This window comes from Pseudomonas sp. Ga0074129 (genome assembly GCA_001465025.1).
GTDB lineage: Bacteria > Pseudomonadota > Gammaproteobacteria > Pseudomonadales > Pseudomonadaceae > Aquipseudomonas.
On record LNDO01000035.1, the window covers coordinates 1 to 21,754 of the forward strand.

Annotated in this window: 16 protein-coding genes; 9 read left to right on the plus strand and 7 right to left on the minus strand. The window is 54.5% G+C overall.

Translation table 11 applies throughout. From position 1 onward, the window contains the following. Nucleotides 1-10: 10 nt before the first annotated feature. The 4 genes from AUK77_RS01960 to AUK77_RS01975 all read right to left on the minus strand — a co-directional run bounded on the left by AUK77_RS01960 (nucleotide 11) and on the right by AUK77_RS01975 (nucleotide 2,331). The gene (locus AUK77_RS01960) at nucleotides 11-490 is read right to left on the minus strand and encodes a hypothetical protein (RefSeq protein ID WP_296125590.1); all 480 of its coding nucleotides are present in this window, start codon (nucleotides 488-490) and stop codon (nucleotides 11-13) included. 8 nt (nucleotides 491-498) lie between these two features. Next, on the minus strand, nucleotides 499-885 hold the full coding sequence (locus AUK77_RS01965) for a hypothetical protein (protein WP_296125592.1): 387 nt from the start codon (nucleotides 883-885) through the stop codon (nucleotides 499-501). Between the two features lie 196 nt (nucleotides 886-1,081). Continuing rightward, a complete protein-coding gene (locus tag AUK77_RS01970; protein WP_296125594.1) occupies nucleotides 1,082-1,471 on the minus strand; it encodes a hypothetical protein in 390 nt (129 codons plus the stop codon). Then, nucleotides 1,456-2,331: a WYL domain-containing protein gene (locus tag AUK77_RS01975; protein WP_296125596.1), complete on the minus strand. Its 876-nt coding sequence runs from the start codon at nucleotides 2,329-2,331 to the stop codon at nucleotides 1,456-1,458. The genes AUK77_RS01970 and AUK77_RS01975 overlap by 16 nt, the downstream gene beginning before the upstream one ends. A gap of 51 nt (nucleotides 2,332-2,382) precedes the next feature. On the opposite strand from AUK77_RS01975, the gene AUK77_RS01980 reads away from it, so the two are divergent. The 9 genes from AUK77_RS01980 to AUK77_RS02020 all read left to right on the plus strand — a co-directional run bounded on the left by AUK77_RS01980 (nucleotide 2,383) and on the right by AUK77_RS02020 (nucleotide 18,000). Continuing rightward, nucleotides 2,383-2,745 carry a hypothetical protein gene (locus AUK77_RS01980; RefSeq protein WP_296125597.1) on the plus strand — a complete coding sequence of 121 codons (363 nt, stop codon included), beginning with the start codon at nucleotides 2,383-2,385 and terminating at the stop codon, nucleotides 2,743-2,745. 467 nt (nucleotides 2,746-3,212) lie between these two features. Beyond that, a complete protein-coding gene (locus tag AUK77_RS01985; protein ID WP_296125599.1) occupies nucleotides 3,213-3,623 on the plus strand; it encodes a hypothetical protein in 411 nt (136 codons plus the stop codon). A 219-nt stretch (nucleotides 3,624-3,842) separates the two neighbouring features. Further along, complete coding sequence (locus AUK77_RS01990) at nucleotides 3,843-5,768, plus strand: class I SAM-dependent DNA methyltransferase (RefSeq protein WP_296125601.1); 1,926 nt, start codon at nucleotides 3,843-3,845, stop codon at nucleotides 5,766-5,768. Next, a complete protein-coding gene (locus AUK77_RS01995) occupies nucleotides 5,758-7,014 on the plus strand; it encodes a restriction endonuclease subunit S (protein ID WP_296125603.1) in 1,257 nt (418 codons plus the stop codon). The genes AUK77_RS01990 and AUK77_RS01995 overlap by 11 nt, the downstream gene beginning before the upstream one ends. Nucleotides 7,015-7,024: 10 nt before the next feature. Then, complete coding sequence (locus tag AUK77_RS02000) at nucleotides 7,025-9,115, plus strand: AAA family ATPase (protein ID WP_296125605.1); 2,091 nt, start codon at nucleotides 7,025-7,027, stop codon at nucleotides 9,113-9,115. Beyond that, entirely contained in the window at nucleotides 9,112-10,440 is a 1,329-nt protein-coding gene (locus tag AUK77_RS02005; RefSeq protein ID WP_296125607.1) for an McrC family protein, read from the plus strand. Before AUK77_RS02000 ends, AUK77_RS02005 begins: the two co-directional genes overlap by 4 nt. Nucleotides 10,441-10,451: 11 nt before the next feature. Next, nucleotides 10,452-13,553, plus strand: a complete 3,102-nt coding sequence (locus tag AUK77_RS02010; RefSeq protein WP_296125609.1) for a type I restriction endonuclease subunit R — start codon at nucleotides 10,452-10,454, stop codon at nucleotides 13,551-13,553. A 611-nt stretch (nucleotides 13,554-14,164) separates the two neighbouring features. Then, complete coding sequence (locus AUK77_RS02015) at nucleotides 14,165-16,810, plus strand: SNF2-related protein (RefSeq protein ID WP_296125611.1); 2,646 nt, start codon at nucleotides 14,165-14,167, stop codon at nucleotides 16,808-16,810. A gap of 416 nt (nucleotides 16,811-17,226) precedes the next feature. Then, nucleotides 17,227-18,000 (plus strand): hypothetical protein, encoded by a 774-nt coding sequence (locus AUK77_RS02020; protein WP_296125613.1) that lies wholly within the window; start codon nucleotides 17,227-17,229, stop codon nucleotides 17,998-18,000. Nucleotides 18,001-19,016: 1,016 nt separating this feature from the next. Here AUK77_RS02020 and AUK77_RS02025 read toward each other — a convergent pair. The 3 genes from AUK77_RS02025 to istB all read right to left on the minus strand — a co-directional run. After that, nucleotides 19,017-20,285, minus strand: coding sequence for a tyrosine-type recombinase/integrase (locus AUK77_RS02025; RefSeq protein WP_296125614.1), 1,269 nt, complete (start codon nucleotides 20,283-20,285; stop codon nucleotides 19,017-19,019). 168 nt (nucleotides 20,286-20,453) lie between these two features. After that, on the minus strand, nucleotides 20,454-21,050 hold the full coding sequence (locus AUK77_RS02030; protein WP_296125616.1) for a hypothetical protein: 597 nt from the start codon (nucleotides 21,048-21,050) through the stop codon (nucleotides 20,454-20,456). An 80-nt stretch (nucleotides 21,051-21,130) separates the two neighbouring features. Then, nucleotides 21,131-21,754, minus strand: a 624-nt coding sequence (gene istB / locus AUK77_RS02035; RefSeq protein WP_296125617.1) for an IS21-like element helper ATPase IstB, incomplete at its 5' end; no start/stop codon positions are given.

Here is a 21,754-nt window from a genome sequence, read left to right on the forward strand (position 1 = left end):
GAAGATCAATTTACGCCCACGCAAACGCCTGGGCTGGAAGACACCGTACGAAGTGTATGCAGGGGTGAGCGTTGCACTTATGGGTTGAATTCAGGCTACTACAAGACTGCAAAACCATAATCAAATCCATGACGTCGATGCAGACCATGCCTCTGTGCATCACGCAGTCGCGGATCATGCTGATGCCTTGCTCTGCCCACCTTATGAACTCAGGAGTATCTAGTAGTTGGGTACACCTGACCTGGTAGGCATTTTCCGGAAGCATGCGCGAGCAGTCGGCATTGTCGAAATACAACGTAGCCAAACTCCCATCCGCTGCGGGGCAATAATCTTGCGGGGCATTGATGAGAAAATTCAAATCGCTTTCTCCTAAAGAGGGCCGCGGTTTGTCTGGAGAAAAGCTTGTTTGTATTGACTCAGTGAACAGTAAAAAGTCCATCACTCTAAAACGTGCCCCGCGTACGGTTTCATCATCTTCTAATTCGTGCATGTGGCGAATTACTCCGCATTTTTCAAGCGAATGATCTTACGGGCTACGGCTAGGCTAACCAGCCAGCTGATGAGTTGGGCGTAGTTGATTTCCTCCAGAGCAGCGATCTGTTTGCGAGCCTCCTCAAGGCTAGCCAGCATTGCAGGCATGGCGTGGGCATCCAGCGTATGAGTCAGACCTGCCCTAGATATCAACGTGACCGGTTCAAGCAAGGCATCAAATGCATCTTGCTGAATCAGCAGGCGCGAGAGATTGCTCAGTTGCTCCTGCAGATGCTCCGGTGGTTCAGAAGGGCTGAGGAAGCCCGCCAGGCTGATAATTCGTCGACCCAGGCGCTTGGTATTTGAGGTTTCTTGCAGAAGAGATTCGAGGTTTTCCTTGATGAGGCGATCCATGGTGCTTCCCTATAGAGAGTGAGCACCAATTGTGAGCTAGGAGTGCGACGAAATGTGACGCGCTACTGGTGGTGCTTGTACTTGGAAAGCCCTCGCATGTCATCACAGGTTATACGGAAGTTTTTGACTGCTTCGACGCGTTGAGAATGGCTCGTAAAGCCATGCTCAAAGTTTCGTGATTAATATTTACTTTGATTTATGACCAAACTCTTTTCTGCTCATTGCCCCAGCCTTCTTTTTCAGTGGTAACTCCCTCGTGAGAGAGCATGCGTCTAAAACGGAATGTTATTTTTTCATTGGGGGTGGCACCTGTTATGCGGAAACCACTTATAACACCGCCGAAAAAAGATGGCTCTTTCTGTCCTTTATGAAGATAGATGTTTCCATGTATCAGATTTGAAGCGCTTTCGATTGATACTGCCCAAAAACCGCTTTCCCACTCATCACTGTCTTTGTCGACGATTTTATATTTTTCGTTTTTCTCGATTAGGTGTATTGATGGCATATGCATCCCCTTTGCAGTAAATGAAAATACTTTAATTTTAAAAATAAATTTAACAGCTCCAGCCGTCAGTGATACAACCATTCCTGTAATTTATCCAGGTTCACCACCACAATCTGCTGCGCTGTCGGCTTGGTGTGCACCTTGGTCGTGTCGATTTGATAGCGCTGCAGCACGTACTGCACTAGCGCGCCACGGGTCTCGATAACCAGGCGACCACCCTGCATGCCATAGTCGGTTTCGATAATGGCTTGCTGCTCGGGTTTCAGGCGTGAGTCCGGTTCGATGATGACCTGCACCTGGCTGCCCCAACCTGGATCTTTTTCGCGGGTGTTTTCGGTTTCGTCGTCCATCAACTCCGGTACACCGCGAAAGCGGCTGAGCACAAAGTCGCGGTAATCCCTGTTCTTCTCGCAATACGCACGCACATGCCAGCGCATGCCGGTGTAGATCAGCGTATGCGGAGCGATCAGCCGAGTTTCGGCGTCCGGTGTGGTGAAGGACACATACTCGCATTCAAGGCGCAGGCCTTCGCGGCAGGCGCGTAGAAGAGGGCGCAGCAGTTCCGGGCGCACGGTGCGGTCGGGCACCTGCAGCACCTCGGTATGTGCATAGGCCAACGCCAGGCCGTCCACATGCGGGGCGCGATCATGATTTTGATTGAGCAGGTGGAGGTAGGCGCTGGCGCTGTCGTCGATGAAAAGCGGCTTGAAGTGTTTGCTCGGCACATACCCCTTCACATGCTTGTTGTATTCCAGGTTCTTCGGCGCGTGCTCGTTGATATAGGTGTTGATGTCTTTTGACGCCTGCTGGCGGCTGATGCCGAAGCTCTGCATAAGGTGGTTCGTGGTCAGTCGGCCTTCCCACCAGACCACGGTTTCGATCAGGCGGTAACGCAGCGCGAGGTCCCAGCGCACCGATTCGATTTCTTGCTTGCGTTTCATAGCCACTCCATCTGCTTGAAAACTTTACCTGTACGAGTAAACACTCTAGATGTGTCTGCTAAAGCTACATATCTTGGAGGCGTCGTTCAAGCGACGTCGCTGTTTGAGGCAGAGGTGCACATGGAAGGCATACAGTTAGGCTGGGTGCTGTTTCTCGTAGGCTCAGTTGCATTCTTAATGATGGGCTTGCTGCTTTTGTTATTGCTGGTGCGCGACCAGCATTTGCAAGGACTGCTACAGATCCAATGCCAACTGAGTGAAAAGTTGGGCCAGCATCGCAAGCGTTTGGAGCATGAAAAATTCGAATTACAGGCAGCATTGCGCGCCGAGCGCGCACATGTGCAGCAACTGCGTAGGAAGGTTCAGCTGCTTGAGTATTTGGTCTGCGAGCAACCTGAGTGCCAAGGAGGCTGAGAGGCTCTATTTAAATCGTTGCCGCCCAATAGCGGACATTACAGCGTAGTGTGCGTAATTCTTGTCAAATCCGTTGCTGTACCTTTACCGCTGTCAGCAGTGTGGATAATGTGACGGCCATCGCACCACAATAACGCTTTAAGCACCAAGGACGGGCCCGCCTGATTGCTGGTCTCAAACCCAGCCCTTCTTGGTCCACCACCCCCGAAATAACGCCTACAGGCGTCCGTGTGTTTAATTAAAAATGCAGCAAGTACTAGCCGCGCACTTCACCGCTGGCCAGGTTCAGTCATGAGTTGAGTGGGGCTGTTATAGGAAAATGGGCGCGTAGAAGCCCGTTCAGTTTGGCTTCAGCGTCATCAAGGATTGAATGGGCAACCAGGTTGCCCGTTCAAATGGCCGAGAGGCCGATAGTTCTAGCTTCATACATTTAGTCATGAAGCATGTGATCACCAGGGAGCAGTAGCTTGAAGAAGTTGACGTTATTGGCAGCAGCAGTGGTCTTGCTGTCAGGTTGTACCCAGCGCTATATCGATTTCACGACTATTTCCTCAAAAAACATGGACATGTCGCGCGGTGCAGAATTTGAGCGCGGTACGCAGCGTGTGGTCGGTGAAGACAAGTCGCACATCATTATCTTTATCCCTACAGGGCAGCCCAATGCCAAGGAAGCGCTGGATAAAGCAATTGAGAGTACGCCGGGTGCAGTGGCCCTGCTCGACGGGGTAATTACCCACAAGTTCTGGTGGATCCCTTACATCTACGGGCAAAGCTCAATCGAAGTAGAAGGCACGCCGCTGATCGATCCGCGCCTCAAGCCGGGTTACCGTGCAGCCAATGCCCAGGCAATCCCGTTGAGCAGTAACCAGGCTCAATAAGCCAGGTAAAACAGCGGTTGCAGCGCATGCTGCAGCCGCTTTGCTTAACCCTCCCCAAGGGTTCAACGCTGAGGGGTTGCGGGCAAGCAAGCAGAATTTTCAGGCCGTGCTGGTGGTTTATCGATAGCAACAATTTCGGTTGGACTGCAGCGGGCCATAAGACTTTATAGCGGTATGCGTGCGGCCAAAGCTGTTCGCCGTCTGCATTCGGAGTGCTGAATGATCGACCCAACCCCTCTACGCCAGAGCCTATTAGCCGCTGTGCCGATTGATGGCAGCAGCATCGGCAATCAAACCTTGTTTGAGCGGCTAAAAGCACAGTTGCCGGAGATCAGCGAAGAGCAGCTCTGGGCGGCCCGCGATGCGCTGATCGAGCAGGGCGTGCTGATCAAAGGCCGTGGTCGCGGTGGTTCGGTGTTGCGTGCGCAAACGTCGGGCAGCAGCCTGGCGGATCAGGTGTTGAACAAGGCCCGTGAGCGCATGGCCCCGGTGAACACTGAAGAAGTCTCTGCCGGTTATGTGGTGCAAGCCGCCGCAGCGGTGAAAAAGGCCAAAGCGCCCAAGCAGCAAGCCACCAGCATCGAGGCCATGGAGAAAACCCTCTGGGCCACCGCCGACAAGCTGCGCGCCAATATGGACGCCGCCGAGTACAAGCACATCGTGCTCGGGCTGATCTTCCTCAAGTACATCTCCGACAGCTTCGCCGGCCGCCGTGCTGAGCTTGAGCACAAGCTGCTCGATGAAAACGACGACTACTACCTGGGCGATGATGATCCGGACGCGCTCAACGCCGAACTGGAAGACCGCGACTATTACCGCGAAGTGAACGTGTTCTGGGTGCCGGAAGTGGCCCGTTGGGAGTCCATTCGCGCCGCCGCCAAGCAGGTGGATATCGGCAAACGCATCGACGATGCCCTGGCCGCCATCGAGGCGGAAAACCCACGACTGAAAAACATCCTCGACAAACGCTACGCCCGCGCTCAGTTGCCGGACGGCAAGCTCGGTGAGCTGGTGGATTTGATCTCCACCATCGGCTTTGGTGACGACACCAGCAAAGCCCGTGACCTGCTCGGCCAGGTGTATGAATACTTCCTCGGCCAGTTCGCCAGCGCCGAAGGCAAACGCGGCGGGCAGTTCTATACGCCAGCCAGCATCGTCAAAAGCCTGGTGGCGGTACTCAACCCACACCACGGCAAGGTGTATGACCCGTGCTGCGGTTCGGGCGGCATGTTTGTGCAGTCCGAGAAATTTATCGAAGCCCATGGCGGCAAGCTGGGCGATGTGTCCATCTACGGCCAGGAAGCCAACCCCACCACCTGGCGCTTGGCGGCGATGAACCTGGCGATCAGGGGCATTGATTTCAATTTAGGCAAAGAGCCGGCCGACACCTTTGTGCGCAACCAGCACTCAGACCTGCGTGCCGACTTCGTGCTGGCCAACCCGCCGTTCAATATCAGCGACTGGTGGCACGGCAGCTTGGAAGGCGACCCGCGCTGGGTCTATGGCACACCGCCGCAAGGCAACGCCAACTACGCCTGGCTGCAACATATGCTCTACCACCTCAAGCCTAGCGGCCGCGCCGGCATCGTGCTGGCCAACGGCTCGATGAGTTCCAGCCAGAACAGCGAAGGCGATATTCGCAAAGCCATGGTCGAGGCCGACGTGGTGGAAGTGATGGTCGCGCTGCCCGGCCAGCTGTTCTTCAATACGCAGATTCCCGCCTGCCTGTGGTTCCTCGCCAAACAGAAAACTGCCCGCCCCGGCGAAGTGCTATTTATTGACGCGCGCAAACTCGGCACCAGCGTCAGCCGTGTGCAGATCGAGCTGACCGACCCCGATATCGAACGCATCGCGCAAACGGTCGCCAACTGGCGCGGCGAACCGCTGGATGTGGGCGGCGAGATTGCTGAATACCAGGACATCGCCGGCTTCTGCCGTAGTGTCAAACTGGCGGAAATCGCCGAGCACGGTCATGTACTGACGCCGGGCCGTTATGTCGGTGCCGAGGAAGTGGAAGACGACGACGAAGCCTTTGCCGAGAAGATGCAGCGTCTGACCCAACAGTTGGGCGAGCAGATGGAGAAGGGCGCGGAACTCGATCAGTTGATCCGGCAGAAGCTGGGGGGGCTGGGGTATGAGTTCTGAGTACTTAAAGCTAAAAATTCAGGAGCTAGGAGAGGTTAAAAGCGGTAAGCGACTACCGCGAGGACATGAGCTGACTAGTGCGGTTACTGAGTTTCCTTACATTAGACTCGTAGATGTATCCAATGGGCGTGTCCAGAAGGACTCCTTGAGATTTTTAAAGCCTGAAACAAGAAGTACGATCAAGCGATATGTGGTTAATAGCGGTGACGTATGTCTAGCAATCGTCGGCCATACCATCGGTATGGTGTTTTATGTCGATAGCGATTTTGATGATGTGAACTTGACTGAGAATGCTGCCCGCATAACTTCGTTCAAGAATTTTATGAACTCGAAATATCTTTACTACTACCTGACTTCCCCGTTGGGGCAGGCAGAAATTCGAGCAAGGAAGGTTGGTTCAGCACAAGGTAAATTACCTCTTTACAACATCAAGTCGCTTGAGATCCCAATACCACCAAAATTCGAACAGGATGAGATTGTCGAAACGTTAGATGCCCTTGACGACCGCATCACCCTGCTGCGCGAAACCAACACCACCCTGGAAGCCATCGCCCAGGCGCTGTTCAAGTCCTGGTTCGTCGATTTCGACCCCGTTCGCGCCAAGGCCGAAGGCCGCCAGCCGGAAGGCATGGACGCCACCACCGCCGACCTTTTCCCCAACAGCTTCGAAGAGTCCGAACTGGGCTTGGTGCCGAAGGGGTGGGCCGTTTCAAAGTTTGGAGACTTTATAAATAGGCTTCCCGTCGGTCAGAAGTACGACCAGAAATCAGCTTTCCCCGAAGGACGAGTCCCTGTTTTAGATCAGGGCAAGTCAGGGATTATTGGCTATCACAATGATTCGCCGGGAGTGAAGGCTAGTTTAGAAGACCCTGTCGTGGTCTTTGCTAATCACACCTGCTACATGCGCTTAATCACCTTTGATTTCTCGGCAATCCAAAATGTGCTGCCATTTAATGGGCGTGGTGTGGATACCGTTTGGGCGTTTTATGCGACAAAGGACAGGGTCAAATTCTCCGAGTACAAAGGTCACTGGCCGGATTTTGCGATTGAGAAGTCAGTACTTCCCCCTGCGCCACTCACCTATGCATTTCGCGATGTGGTCGACCCCGTTATCCGCAAAATTAGGTTCAACGAGCTTCAAGCCCAAACACTCATCCAGCTACGCGATACCCTCTTACCCCGCCTGATCTCCGGCCAGCTGCGCCTGCCGGAGACCGAGGTTCTTGTCACAGAATCAATGGACTAGGAACTACTGGATGAGCACAGCAAGCCTTATTAGCGAGCAGGCGCTAGCGCAGGTGTTGGCCGACTCTGATACTCAGACGGTGCGTCAATGGATTCTGGCTGCGCTTGCAGCCATCCGTGATCGTTATCCGGCCTGTGATTTCTATGCGCTTAATCGCACTAATAATCGTGGAATTTATATAGGTGTCGGCAAGCGAAAGCCGGGCGCTGCCTCTGGCAAGAATGCGCTGATTTTGCTTGCCAAAAACCAAAAGGCTTATTTGGCTTTGCAGCACAATGGCATGTTTGCGGAACAGTACGGATCGCAACTGTCGCCAACGCAACTGGTGTCTGATCAGCACCCTGATGTTTCTGATGTAAGAAACTGGCTTGAGCAGTTAGATGGTTTGCTTCGTGGGCAGGATCGTCAGGCATTTCAGGGCGAGGGACGTACGCTGGATGATTATCTCAATCCTTCCAGTGCCACACCTGCAAGTTGCGAGGAAACCACTATGACGGCGAGTCCAGCAGTGTCAGTGAGCCTGAACCAAATCCTCTACGGCCCACCGGGCACCGGCAAAACCTACAACACCATCAACCAGGCGCTGGCGATTCTGGCGCCGGACTTTCTGGCGCAGAACAGTGGTAATGACCCGGAGACGCGCAAGCGCCTGAAAGCGGAGTTCGACCGTTTCGTGAGCGCCGAGCGGGTGCGCTTTGTGACCTTTCACCAGAGCTTCAGCTACGAGGACTTTGTCGAAGGGCTGCGGGCAGATTCTGATAGCGAAACCGGGCAAGTCAAGTACTCCGTTGAGTCGGGCGTATTCAAGCGAATTTGCGACGATGCGCGCACCCGCCCGGCGTCCGACCTGGGTGTGCGGGCCAATCCGGCGATCTGGAAGATTTCCATTGCCGGCACTGGCGCATCACCTACCAAGAACTATTGCCTGGCCCATGGTGAGGCACGCATCGGCTGGGGTGAAACCGGTGATCTGCGTGGCGACTTTGAGCAGAACCCCTACTACCAGGCGCTAGGTGGGGGCGATAAGGGCACGCTCAGCTACTTCGCCGAGCAGATGGTGGTGGGCGACATCCTACTGTGCATCCACTCGGCCGAGCAGATAGGCTCGATTGGCGTAGTGACCAGCGACTACCGCTATGAGGAGCAGGTGCCGGCCGGGGTGATTGGTGACTATCAGCATGTGCGCTCAGTGCGCTGGCTGTATCGGGATATCAATCTGTCCATTCTGCCGCTCAATGACGAGCGCCAATTCACGCTGAAAACCGTGTATGCGATGAGCCGCTTCACCTGGGCTGATCTGCTGTCATACCTGCAGCAGCAGGGTGTGAAGCCGGTTGAGTCGGTGACGGTGTCGGGCGCAGACAGTGAGCCCTATGTGCTGATCATCGATGAGATCAACCGGGGCAATGTGTCGCGCATCTTTGGCGAGTTGATCACCCTGATCGAGGAGTCCAAGCGCGAGGGTGCCGATGAGGCGCTGAGCGTGAAGTTGCCCTATTCGAAGAAGCCCTTCAGTGTGCCGAAGAATGTTTACCTGATCGGCACCATGAACACCGCCGACCGTTCGTTGGCCGGTTTGGATATTGCCCTGCGCCGGCGCTTTGTATTCCGCGAGATGCCGCCGCAGCCAGAGTTGCTGGATGGCGTGATGGTTGAGGGCGTCAATATTCGCCGCCTGCTTGAGGTCATGAATGAGCGTATTGAGGCCTTGCTGGATCGTGATCACTGCTTGGGTCATGCGTACTTTATGCCGCTGAAAGCGGATCGTTCGCTGGCGCGGCTGGAGCTGATCTTCCGCAACCAGATCCTGCCCTTGCTGCAGGAGTATTTTTTCGAGGACTGGCAGCGTATCGCCTGGGTGCTGAATGATCATCGCAAAGCCGACGCTGACTGCTTTGTGCTTAAGCGAAAGACCGATCTGGCCGCCCTGTTTGGCGATCAGGTGGCGGGGCGGGGTGAAATCTGGAAGGTCAACGAAGGCGCGTTATCCCGTGCGAGTAGTTATTCCAGGGTGATTCATTCGAAGGGGCCAGCCAGCCCGCCCGATGCCCCCCGGGTTGGCCTTGATGAAGCGCTTGAGCCTGAGGCACAAGAGGCGTGAGCAAGCTCGTTATCATTCGCGAGTATGCACAGCTGACCACCGAGGTCGTTGTGCCGTCGCTGGATGTGGCCACGGTTTCCCAGACCGCGTTTGACTGGCTCTGTGAGCTGAGTGCCGGCTTTAGTCGAAGTGGCGCCACGCTGCTGCAGGTGGAAGGGCGCCGTTCGCTGAAGTGGGACTCCTACGTGGGTGTGCTGGAAACGCCCTGTGGCACGCGGCTGGAGATTCTGCCCAAACACCATGAGCAGGATGATTGCCTGATCAAGAGCCGCCAGTTGCTGCGCAAGCTGATTCAGAGCGCTTTGCAGCTCAAACCTCGCGAGGCCTCGGTAGCCAGCCTGGAATTGTTCGATAAGTCGCTCAGCGAGTGGGTGATGGGGCAGTTTCTGGCTGAGCTGGATTTGCTGGTTAAGCGCGGTGTGCGTTTTGACTATCAGCGCCTCGAGGAGGAACAGCGTTTTCTGCGTGGCCAGCTCAATGTGGTGGCGCAGATGCGCCAGCCTCCGGGGCGTCAGCATCACTTTCAGATTCGCCATGATGTGTTTCTACCGGATCGTGCTGAGAACCGCTTGCTTAAGCTGGCGCTGGAACAGGTGGCTAAAAGCACCAAGGACGCCGCCAACTGGCGCTTGGCCAATGAGTTGCGTGCGATGCTCGCCGAGGTGCCTAGCAGTCAGCAGGTGAGTCAGGATTTGCGCGCCTGGAGCCGCGACCGGCTGATGGCGCATTACCAGGCGATCAAGCCTTGGTGTGAGCTGATCCTCAACCAGCAGATGCCAATAGCCGTGAGTGGCGAATGGCGGGGCATGAGCCTGCTGTTTCCGATGGAAAAGCTATTTGAGTGCTATGTAGAAGGCTGGTTGCGCAAGCAGTTGTTGCCCACAGCGCAGCTGACGAGCCAGGCCAGTCGTGAGTATCTCTGTGAGCATGGCAAGGGTCGGATGTTTTGCCTGAAGCCCGACCTGCTGATCGATTATTCAAAACAGCGCTGGATTCTCGACACTAAGTGGAAGCGGGTGGATGCGCGCAAGCCCGAGAAAAACTATGACCTGAGCCAGAGCGACTTCTATCAGTTGTTTGCCTATGGCCATAAGTATCGCAACGACACTGGTGCGCCCAAATTAGTGCTGATTTACCCATTTTGGTCAGGCCTGACAAAGGCGCTACCTGCTTTTGATTACGGCCAAGGTATGAGCCTTTGGGCCTTACCTTTTGACCTGGAAAATGATCGACTGCTGAACGCCGATGTTGCCGGTATCCCGTTGCGCAACAGCTGCATCGATCAAGTAACCGAACAAGTACACGCCACAGCCATTGCCAGGTAAGGCCGATAAGAATGACTGAAGATCAACTGGAACAGGAAACCCTCAGCTGGCTGGCGGAGGTTGGCTATACCCACCTCTACGGGCCGACTATCGCCCATGACGGTGATAGCCCTGAGCGGGAGAACTATCGCCAGGTGCTGCTGGTTGAACGTTTGCGTCGTGCCATTGCGCGTCTAAACCCGTCTGTGCCCTTGGCTGCACGTGAGGATGCACTCAAGCAGGTTGTGGATTTGGGGCTGCCGATTCAGTTGTCGGCCAACCGTTTGTTCCATCGCCTGCTGGTTAGCGGTGTGCCGGTGCAGTACCAGAAAGACGGCGAAACCCGTGGCGACTTTGTGCGCTTGATCGACTGGGCTGATGTGCGCGGTAACGAGTGGTTGGCTATCAACCAGTTCAGCATCCAAGGACCGAAGCATACGCGTAGGCCGGACATCATTTTATTCATCAACGGCCTGCCGCTGGTGCTTCTGGAACTGAAGAACCCGGCGGATGTGAATGCCGACTTGGTTAAGGCGTTCGACCAGATCCAGACCTACAAAGAGCAGATTCCGGACGTCTTCCAGTACAACGAGATTCTAGTGATTGCAGATGGTAGCGAGGCTCGCATGGGCTCGCTGTCGGCGGACATTGAGCGTTTCGCCCGTTGGCGCACCATTGATGGCGTTACGGTTGATCCGCTGGGTGAGTTCAACGAGCTGGAGACGCTGGTGCGCGGCGTGTTGCAGCCCGCCATGCTGCTGGATTACCTGCGTTACTTCGTCCTGTTTGAGGATGACGGTCGGCTGGTCAAAAAGATTGCTGGCTATCACCAGTTTCATGCCGTGCGTGCAGCCATCCAGCAGGTGGTCAGCGCCTCGCGACCAGGCGGCACCCACAAGGGCGGGGTGGTATGGCACACACAGGGTTCGGGCAAGAGCATCACCATGACCTGCTTCGCCGCACGGGTTATGCAGGAAGCCGCGATGGAGAACCCGACCATCGTGGTGATCACCGACCGTAATGACTTGGATGGTCAGCTGTTCGGCGTGTTTTCGCTGTCGCAAGATTTATTGCGTGAGCAGCCGGTGCAGGTGACGACGCGCGGCGACTTGCGCGAGAAGCTGTCCAACCGCCCCAGCGGCGGCATCGTCTTCGCCACCATCCAGAAATTTATGCCAGGCGAGGATGAAGATACCTTCCCGGTGCTGTCGGATCGCTCAAATATCGTGGTGGTGGCCGATGAGGCGCACCGCACGCAGTATGGTTTTAGTGCTTCGCTAAAAGCCCCGGGCCTGCAGGCTGCCGAGTCCAGTGCCCGCTATCAGGTCGGTTACGCTCAGCACCTGCGCGATGCCTTGCCCAATGCCACCTTCGTGGCGTTTACCGGTACGCCCGTTTCCAGCGAAGACCGCGATACCCGTGCAGTTTTCGGCGATTACATCCACGTCTACGACATGCAGCAGGCCAAGGAAGATGGCGCGACCGTGGCCATCTACTACGAGTCGCGGCTGGCCAAGTTGTCGCTCAAGGATTCGGAGCTGGCGCATATCGATGAGGAAGTCGATGAGCTGGCCGAGGATGAGGAAGAAGACCAGCAGTCACGCTTGAAATCTCGCTGGGCGGCGCTGGAGAAAGTGGTAGGGGCTGAGCCTCGGATCAAGAGCGTGGCGGCAGATTTAGTCGGGCACTTCGAAGAGCGTAACCAGGCGCAAAGTGGCAAGGCCATGGTGGTGGCCATGAGCCGTGAGATCTGTGTGCACCTGTACAACGAGATCATCGCGCTACGCCCCGAATGGCATGACGAAGACCCGGAGAAGGGCGCGATCAAGATCGTGATGACCGGCAGCGCTTCGGACAAGGCGTTGTTGCGCCCGCACATCTATCCCAACCAGGTGAAAAAACGCCTGGAGAAACGCTTCAAAGATCCAAAAGACCCTCTGCAGTTAGTGATCGTGCGCGACATGTGGCTGACCGGCTTCGATGCGCCCTGCGTGCACACCCTGTATGTCGACAAGCCCATGAAAGGCCACAACCTGATGCAGGCCATTGCCCGGGTAAACCGGGTGTTCAAGGACAAGCAGGGCGGCTTGGTGGTGGACTACATCGGCATCGCCAACGAACTGAAAGCAGCGTTGAAGGAATACACCGCCAGCAAAGGCCGGGGGCGGCCCACTGTTGATGCCCATGAGGCTTACTCCGTGCTGGAGGAAAAGCTCGATGTGCTGCGTAGCCTGCTGCATGGCTTTGACTACAGCGACTACCTAAGTGGCGGGCACAAGCTGCTGGCGGGTGCCGCCAACCATGTGCTGGGTGAGAAGGACGGCAAAAAGCGCTTTGCTGATAATGCTCTAGCCATGAGCAAAGCCTTCACTTTGTGCTGCACCCTGGATGAAGCCAAGGCAGTACGAGAGGAAGTGGCTTTCTTCCAGGCGATCAAGGTGATGCTGATCAAGCGCGAAGTCAGTGCGCAGAAGAAAACCAATGAGGAGCGTGAGCTGGCCATTCGCCAGATCATCGGCAATGCCGTGGTCTCGGGCGAGGTGGTGGATGTGTTCGCTGCCGTGGGCCTGGATAAACCCAATATCGGCCTGCTGGATGATGACTTCCTCGCCGAAGTGCGCAACCTGCCGGAGAAAAATCTCGCAGTGGAGCTGCTGGAGCGACTGCTGGAAGGCGAGATCAAGAGCAAGTTCGCCAGCAACCTGGCCCAGGAGAAAAAATTCTCCGAGCTGCTCGACAGCGTAATCAAGCGCTACCAGAACCGCTCCATTGAAACGGCTCAGGTCATCGAAGAGCTGATCGAGATGGCCAAGAAATTCGCCGCCGCCAGCAAGCGCGGTGATGAACTGGGCCTGAATGATGACGAACTGGCCTTCTACGATGCCCTGGCCAACAACGAAGCCTCGGTGCGCGAGCTGGGCGACGAAACCCTCGCCAAGATTGCCCACGAGTTGACCGACAGCCTACGGCAGAACGTCAGCGTCGACTGGAGCAGCCGCGACAGCGTGCGCGCCAAACTACGGCTGATGGTTAAGCGCATTCTGCGTAAGTACAAATATCCGCCGGATCAGCAGGAGGAGGCTGCTCAGCTGGTGCTGGCGCAGGCTGAGACCTTATGTGAGGCATGGATGTAGCGATGGAAAGCATGCAGGGATCGCTGTTTGACCAAGCGCCTCAGGACAGCGGTGACCTGCCTGCAGCATCACGCATGCCGCTCAATGCGCGTGGCCGTAAAGTCTACGACACGCTTTTGGCTGATTTGTGTGAGCAGTCAGAGGCTTTAGTCATCACCGGTTACAGCGCTCTGGATCAGCTGCTGGTGCTGATCAGCCAGCGTGGTGATAAGTCTGGGCCGTTGCGGTTGATGCTGGGCTCGGAGCCGTCTCCCAGTCGGCATCAGGAGTTTTCCCTGGCCCGCCATGACTTTGACCACGAGGTGAAGCGCTACTGGATTAAACGAGGTATATCGCTTCGCTTGAGCGGGCAGCTGATTCATTGCATTGAGCTGATTCGCCAGGGCCATGTGCGAGTCCGATATCCAGGCCCTGGGCCACGCTTACACGCCAAGCTCTATTGCACTCGCTCTGCGGTGACACTCGGGTCCAGCAATTTCACTGAGCCAGGGTTGCACTACCAGCACGAGGCGAATGTTCGCTTTACTGAGTCGCAAGAGGGGCGTCGCTTTCGCGAGGTGTGGCAACTGGCTGAGAGCTTCTGGGCTCAGGGGCTGGACGCCAATCAGGATTTGATTGAACTGTTGGAGAAATTGCTGCGTTTCGTGAGTTGGCGAGAGGCACTGGCTCGTGCCTGTGTTGAGCTGCTTGAAGGCGAGTGGGCAGATCGTTACCTGCAGTCACTGAGTAGTCACGAGAGCGTGCGTCTTTGGCCTTCTCAGCGCAAGGGAATCGGCCAGGCACTCTACCTGTTGGAAACGGCTGGTGGCGTGCTGGTGGCCGACGCAACAGGCTCCGGCAAAACGCGTATGGGCGTGCACCTGCTGCGGGCCATGTATGACCGGATTTGGTCGATGTCGCGCGGGCATAAAGGATTGATGACCATGGTCTGCCCACCCTTAGTTACGCCAAATTGGGACCGTGAACGTACCCATTGCCAGTTATCACTAGAGGTCATTTCCCACGGATCTTTGAGTCGCCTCAAACCTGATGAGGATTCGATGGTTGGTCAGTTGCTTGCCAGGGCGCAAACCCTGGCGGTCGATGAGGCGCACAACTTTCTCAATCAAAACTCGAACCGCACCCGGCAACTGCTGCATAACCTTGCTGACCAAACAGTTCTGTTCACCGCAACGCCAATCAATCGCTCGGCGTCTGACCTCCTGCGCTTGGTTGATATTCTGGGAGCGGATAACTTCGATGATGCCGTGCTGGCTATTTTCGAACGCTTAAATCGGGCCAAGGGCAATGTGCGTGATGCTCATCCCGAAGAGTTGCGAAAGCTGCAGCTCGCGGTCGCAAGCTTTACGGTGCGCCGAACCAAGGCCCAGCTCAATGTAATGGTCGATCTGGAGCCCGATGCCTACCGAACGCCTGCCGGACGCGTGTGCCGTTACCCGGTTCATGCTGCCTGCAGCTACTCGTTGCATGAACCCGCTGAGGATATCCGCCTAGCTGAGCAGATATCAGTGCTGGCCAGAAACCTCAAAGGTGTTGGGCACTTTGAAAAAGCCTTGTACCTGCCTGTCAGTCTTATCAGTCAAGGTTATTCGCCTGAGACCTACCTGAGGATGCGTTTGCATTCTGCGGGTTCCTTGGCGCGTCACCATGTCATGGCGAGCTTACGTTCATCTCGCTTGGCGCTTTTCCGGCACATTCTTGGTGAAACCGATGCGCTTGAGCACATGGGACTGGAGGGGTTAGGTAGCAGTAAGGCTGATCAGGACAGCGGTAATATGCTGCAGCGCATTGATAGTCTGAAAGGGCGCGTGCCTGAAAATCAGCTGGGTATCGATCTGCCTGAATGGCTCACGGATTCCAAGGCTCACCAGGAAGCTTGCGAAGCTGAAGTCGGCATCTACCGACTGATCTTGCGGCTCCTTGAGCGAATCACTGATACCCGTGAACGGCGAAAGTGCAGCCTGCTAATGGAGTTGGCTGGTCGCCATGATCAAGTGATTGCCTTCGACCACTTCCCGCTGACATTGCGCTACCTGCAGCACTTGATCAGTGCCGATGCGAAAGCCCAGAAAATTGATGTACTGCTTGGGGTTGGGGGCAACAAAACGCAGAACGAGCAGCTGCAAAAGCGTTTGGACCCGCTGAAAGGTGGAGGACGTGTTATTGCGCTGTGCAGCGATGCAATGTCCGAGGGCGTGAACTTGCAGCGTGCTTCCAGCATGGTGCACCTGGACATGCCCAGCGTGGTTCGTTACGCCGAGCAGCGGGTAGGTCGAATCGACCGCATGGACAGCCCCCACGACACCATCGAGTGTTGGTGGCCGTTGGATGCTCCTGCATTTGCGCTAAAAGCTGACGAGAAGTTTGTTGCCCGCATTGAAGAGGTGGAGTCGCTGTTAGGCGGTAACTTGCAACTGCCGCAAGAGATGTTGCGCGAGGAGGCGGCCAGTCGGGTTGTGAGACCTGAGGATTTCCAATCCGAAATGCAGGCCCGCTCTACGCAACCGTGGGACGGCATTGAAGATGCCTTTTCACCTGTGCGGGGGCTTGTTGAGGGGCATGCGGCGCTTGTGAGTCTTGATTGCTACCAACAGGCGAAAGCCGACCCAACTGCAGTTCTCTCGCGTGTGAGCCTGGTGCGGGCGCAACGTCCCTGGTTATTCGTTTGTTTGGCAGGTGAAGCCAATCAGGCTCCGAGGTGGGTGTTCCTCTCAGACGATCATGATGAACCATTGATCAATCTTCGAGATGTAGTCTACGCACTCCGAGAGCGACTGCTTGAGGAGGTGCAAGACCTACAGCCCAGTTATGCTGCTGGCCGTGAGCTTGACCGCTTACTGGGAAGGTTGAGCAAGATGGAGCGCTTACTGCTGCCGCGCAAAAAACAGCGCGCGCTGGAACAGATGGCAGCAGTTATACCGGGCTGGGTTAAACAGCCTGGCTGGGTTCAGACTTCCGAGCAGGCCGATCAAATCAAGATGCTGATGGATATTCTGAGCCCTAATGGACGGAGTGACTGCCCCGACTGGGGGCAGTTGGCTGATGCTTGGCTCGACCTTGTTAGGCCAGCATGGTCACGTTATCTGGATCGAGGTGGTCGCAAAGCAGCAATCACAAGGCTGCGGGATATTCAGAAAAGCCTGCTGGCTGATCCTATCCCTGTGCAGCAGTTGCTTGATCGTGTTTCTGGCATAGCAACGCGTCAGACCTGGGAGGAGAGGATAGTGGCATGTGTTTTGGGTTATTCGGGGAGGTAGGTCAGTAACCTTAAAGGCAGCCATGCACAGCATCGAATTGCCAGCAAGCTATTCACATATGACCGAATTTGAAAGATCCATATTTTTCCTGGTCGTAGCAAATTCTTAGTTACGATAGTTGGTCATGTTAGTAGTCATATCTCGTCAGAATACTCAGCGGTCGCATGCATTTGCTATTGCCTTCGTACGCAAGTTTAACTGATATTACGGGCTAGATTCTCGTGTCAACGGATCGAGGAAGCTGGTTGGGCTTGTTTTTTAGCAGCTTTTTTAGGGGGGTTGACATTTGTACAAGCTCATCAGGTGGAAGTTGTAGGGAAGTCAATATCCATACTTGTTTTATGCGGAAAATTAACTTGTTGAAATCTGGGGAAAGGCTTGTCAGCATAAGTCTCCGTTAACCAACGGAGACTGCTATGAGTTATGTATTTGTGCTGGGCGCTGGTGATCCTGAAATGTCCGCTATTGAGCGAGTTTCTCGGGAACATAATTATATTGTTCTATATGCGAGTGTGCAGGGGCAGCGTGTTCACGCTGGAAATGCATATCAAGCTGATCCTATTGATCTTCAAGCATATCCAGGGTCTATTCCCGTCTGGGTTGAGTGCAGGTCTAAAGACTATCAAGATCATCATGTTGTTATTGATCACCATCATGCAGGGGATCCTGGCTACGGCTTTCTACCCAATGAATACTGGCTAGGAAGTAGCATTGGTCAATTGTGTGCTCTTATCGGTCATGATCGGACTGATGATTTAAGTATAACTGCGGCTGCTGACCATTGTCTGAGTCACGCATACAAAGGTTTGTGCCCTGGCGTAAGCCCTGATGCCCTGAGAAAGTGGCGGGCTAAGACACGAGCGCAGTTTCAGCGTATACCTTTAGAGAAGTTGGAGAGCCAGGTAGAGCAGGCTATTTTAATTTTGCGCGACAAACCGATGATCACTATTAATGGTGAGGATTTTATCGATGCTCGCGAAGGTAAGATCAAGGAGTTCTCAGAGGCGGCAGCGATCATCGGTGAGTCAGTGATGTATGAGCTATATGACTTTAAGTCAAAGAGGATAAAAGTTGGCGTGTTAGGCGGGGAAAGCTATAAAATTGTCGCTTGGTTAAAGTGGGCAGAAAAATCTCTGGTTGATACGTATGGCGACCCTCAGCGTGGATATGCAGGAGGTTATCGCAAGTAGTCTATTAATGCGGAGTGGCTCATCGCGTGTCATGCTGCTCATAAATGTGAGTGGCATGATGTCGTCTCTGAATTATTTTAAACCTAGCCTGTAGACTCAAAGATTTTAATTAATTCGCAACCTAGTCAAAGCAGCCATGCATAGCATCGAATGAAAAAGATTTTATTTGACAACAAAGGCAGCCGCTACGCGAAGGCAGTTGATCATTTTGCTCCTTTGCTCGGTTTCGCTTCACGTTCGTTACGCTGACCTCACAAACGATCAAAACGCCCAACTGCCCCATACTTGAAGGGTTCAAGTATGGGGGGCGGGGACGTACTTGAAGGAACGCCTAGCGGCTGCTTCAAGTACGCCCCCGCAATATTTGTTGTCAAAAGTTAGCCGCCAGGCTGACGCCTGGCCGAATGAGCGAAGCTGGATAGGTATTTGCGCCAATTTAGAAAGTTAGTGGGTGGGACGTGAATCTATAGGCGATTATGAACTATTGGCCAATAAGGGTGCTTTGGTTATATGTATTTTTGTTAAGTTGTTGATTTTTATAATTTAATGTATTGAGTATAACCGAAAATATCGGTGCCCATTCAGGCGCTATTGCTGCCACAGCAGGCACTCGGAGTGCCCGTATTGAGATTCACCTTTAGCGCTCTGGAGCTAGGTCACTGTGCGCTCTAGTCTCTTTGCGATACTCATGTCATATCGCACGGTGAGTATGCGATATGACATGAGTATCGCATTTGCCCTGTTATACACATGCCTATCGCAGCCGCCCGTGCGATACGGCATGTGTATCGCATGATATGCCTATCGTGTCGCATGAGGTGTTTGTCATAATTTTTGGGTATCGCACGCTCTGTATTTTCACCAGCGTATTTGCAGCTGTAACAAGTTTAGGGCCTTTGGCTCAAATATTTAAAAAGCAAAAGGCCGCAGGTTCGCTGCGGCCCTTCATCCATCATCCCGTTGCATCATTGCCTCCAGACGATGACTATTTCCACACTTCGAGTGTGGATTTATTGCTAGTGCAGCGTTTTCTTAGCTTTACGCCCCCGCGTTTCCCGACCTGCCTGACTCGCAACCAAGTGTTTAAAATGTTGCCAGTGAATATGGGCGGAAGGGACGTTATAGCTGAGCCCACGCTCCAGTTGCTCCAGCAGAGCGATACTCGGCGGTTTTTCTAAGTAGTGCTGAACTGTGACTTCCTGCATTTCGCTCTTGTGCCCCAAGAGGTGCGCAATTGTCGTAGCCGGAATACCTGAGCGCTCAAGACGGAGTGCAAATGAGCGACGGAAGCTTTTGAAATTGAATCCCCCGTCTATAGCGACAGGACAATGCTCGCCGATGAAGCCGGTTCCAGTGATAGGCCCGCAGAAGAAGCGACTTGCTGCGCGTGAGTACAGGTGCTTATCGTCGAAGACTAGTTCCGAAAATAGTAGTGCATCTTTACCGTCGGCTTGGCGTCGCTCTTCAACAAATTCGAGAAAGCCCATTTCAATTAGCTTTGAGCAAATTGGTATTTCACGTGCAGATTGCTCGGTTTTTAGTGACTTATTGAAACCGTTTGCGTTGATACTGATCAGGTCGACGCCATGAATATCCTGAAGCACATCATGCGCACGGAGTTGACATAGTTCGTTCAGCCGCGCACCTGTAAAAAGGCCGAGCGGCATTAACCAGAAGCTGTAGCTATTTGCGTTCTTCAGTACCGCGTTTCGGTCAACATCTGCAGTGTACTTCTGGTAAGGCCAAGCGCTGAAAAGGCTGACGAGGTTGGAGTCTAGAAACGCCTTGGTGACTGCAGTGCGCTTGCTCTTACAGCTTTCAATTTTGATCGGAGCACTGATCAGCCGGTCGCCGATAGCTTCATCAATCATTCGATTGAAGAGGCTGTAGTACGCGTGGAGGTTCTCGCCTTTACTGCCCGATTTGCTGTTTTGTTTAAGCAACATCGGTAGCTCGTCCTTCAGTGCCTGGACGTCGGCGGTGCCGAGCTCTGCGACGCGGCGTAATGGATTAGCTGCAGTCAGGATTAACTTCAGCTTCATCATGCGAGCCCGAAGCATGTATACGGTTTTCGGTGTGTAATCGTTTTCACGAAGAAAGCGTGCGAGCACCGTATCTAAGAACTCACTCAGCAACGGTGAGTAGTGATGTCGATTGAGCGCATCGATAATGCTGGAAAGATGCGGCATCGCAAGTTCGAGAGTTTTCTCGTGTCCAGGAGCTGCAGTCAGATAAAGGCCGTTGAAAATGGGAACTGACAGGTTAGGTTTATTAGTTACATTCATGTGTGCCTCACTAGTGGATGAGGCTTAAAAATATATCTGTATGAATAACCAGTCAATGGTTTCTCTATTAGGATCTGCTTCCTGATAGAAGCCATTGACAGTTTGTCAATGGATAAAGCCCGCACCCCAAGGGGCGCGGGTGATTTCTCCCTTGGCGCTCGCTATAAATTATTTTTGCACGTATGACTTCCAATGCCGTTTTTCGAGCCTTTTTGGCACGTTAGCCATCTGACTTCCTGTTGGGCGTCCGACAGTGAAGACGCCTTGCCGTTCTTGAAGTCGCTGATAGTTCGAGTAACGGATATGCCCGATTGACGTCCCGAAATCGATTTTATCGATCTCGGCTTTAAGCACATCTGCGGGATAACATTCGCCGTAACCCCCGGTAGTGCTGCGATCCGCGTGCCCCACCAGGGCTTTGCCAATCAGCATGTCCAGTTTCTGGCGGCGGAACTGATTGATAAATGTATGGCGCAAGCCGTGGAACGTGAGCGCGTCATCGCCTAGCCCGCAAAGTCCCAAGTAGCCTTGATTGTCTTTGCTAGAACCGAGAAACCAGCGACTTGCTGTGTGCCCCGGTGAGAGGTCCCCGTAAGTGTGAATGTTTTCAAAAAGCGGTGATGTCAGCTTGTTTTCAGCGGCTATTAACCGCTGCTGATGAAAGTCCAAAAAGCCAGCTTCCAAGATGAAGTTGTGAAGCGGGACTAGACGTTCCGAATCAGCCGTTTTCAGTTGCCTGGTGCGGATTCCACGCCATTCGGACACTCAGCCCACGCTGATCCGGACACCTGTTCCACGATCATTCGGACAGGCAGTCGGAGCGCAGCGACGCAGGGGTTGCATTGTTAGTCTGAGGCGCCCGGCGCCGTCAATTTCTTCACCCGCTTTCTCATCGACTCGCCCTTGAGGTTGATCCGGTAGGCGTTGTGCACCAGGCGGTCGAGGATGGCATCGGCCAGGGTTGGATCGCCGATCAGTTCGTGCCAGTTGTCCACGGGCATTTGGCTGGTCACGAGGGTCGAGCGCTGGCCGTAGCGGTCGTCCAGTAGCTCCAGCATGTCGCGGCGCTGTTCGGCGGTGAACGGGGCCAGGCCCCAGTCATCAAGGATCAGCAGGTCGGTCTTGGCATAGCCGCTCATCAGCTTGGCGAAGCGCCCGTCGCCATGGGCTAGGCCCAACTCTTCCAACAGGCGCGGCAAGCGCAGGTAACGCACGCTGTAACCCTCTCGGCAGGCCTGGTGTGCCAGGGCGCAGGCCAGCCAGGTTTTACCCACGCCGGTGGGCCCGTTGATGATCAGGTTGAGTCCGTCGCGTAACCACTGACCGCTGCTCAGCTGGAGGATCAGCGCCTTGTCGAGTCCGCGCGGGCTGCGGTAGTCGATGTCTTCGAGGCAGGCGTTGTGCTTGAGCCGGGCCTGACGCAGGCGGCTGCTGAGGCGCTTGTCGTCGCGTTCGGTCAGTTCGCGGTC

Coding starts and splice junctions, on each gene's coding strand:
- AUK77_RS01960 (WP_296125590.1), bottom strand. CDS start 490: ATGCACGAATTAGAAGATGATGAAACCGTACGCGGGGCACGTTTTAGA.
- AUK77_RS01965 (WP_296125592.1), bottom strand. CDS start 885: ATGGATCGCCTCATCAAGGAAAACCTCGAATCTCTTCTGCAAGAAACC.
- AUK77_RS01970 (WP_296125594.1), bottom strand. CDS start 1,471: ATGGTTGTATCACTGACGGCTGGAGCTGTTAAATTTATTTTTAAAATT.
- AUK77_RS01975 (WP_296125596.1), bottom strand. CDS start 2,331: ATGAAACGCAAGCAAGAAATCGAATCGGTGCGCTGGGACCTCGCGCTG.
- AUK77_RS01990 (WP_296125601.1), top strand. CDS start 3,843: ATGATCGACCCAACCCCTCTACGCCAGAGCCTATTAGCCGCTGTGCCG.
- AUK77_RS01995 (WP_296125603.1), top strand. CDS start 5,758: ATGAGTTCTGAGTACTTAAAGCTAAAAATTCAGGAGCTAGGAGAGGTT.
- AUK77_RS02000 (WP_296125605.1), top strand. CDS start 7,025: ATGAGCACAGCAAGCCTTATTAGCGAGCAGGCGCTAGCGCAGGTGTTG.
- AUK77_RS02010 (WP_296125609.1), top strand. CDS start 10,452: ATGACTGAAGATCAACTGGAACAGGAAACCCTCAGCTGGCTGGCGGAG.
- AUK77_RS02020 (WP_296125613.1), top strand. CDS start 17,227: ATGAGTTATGTATTTGTGCTGGGCGCTGGTGATCCTGAAATGTCCGCT.
- AUK77_RS02025 (WP_296125614.1), bottom strand. CDS start 20,285: ATGAATGTAACTAATAAACCTAACCTGTCAGTTCCCATTTTCAACGGC.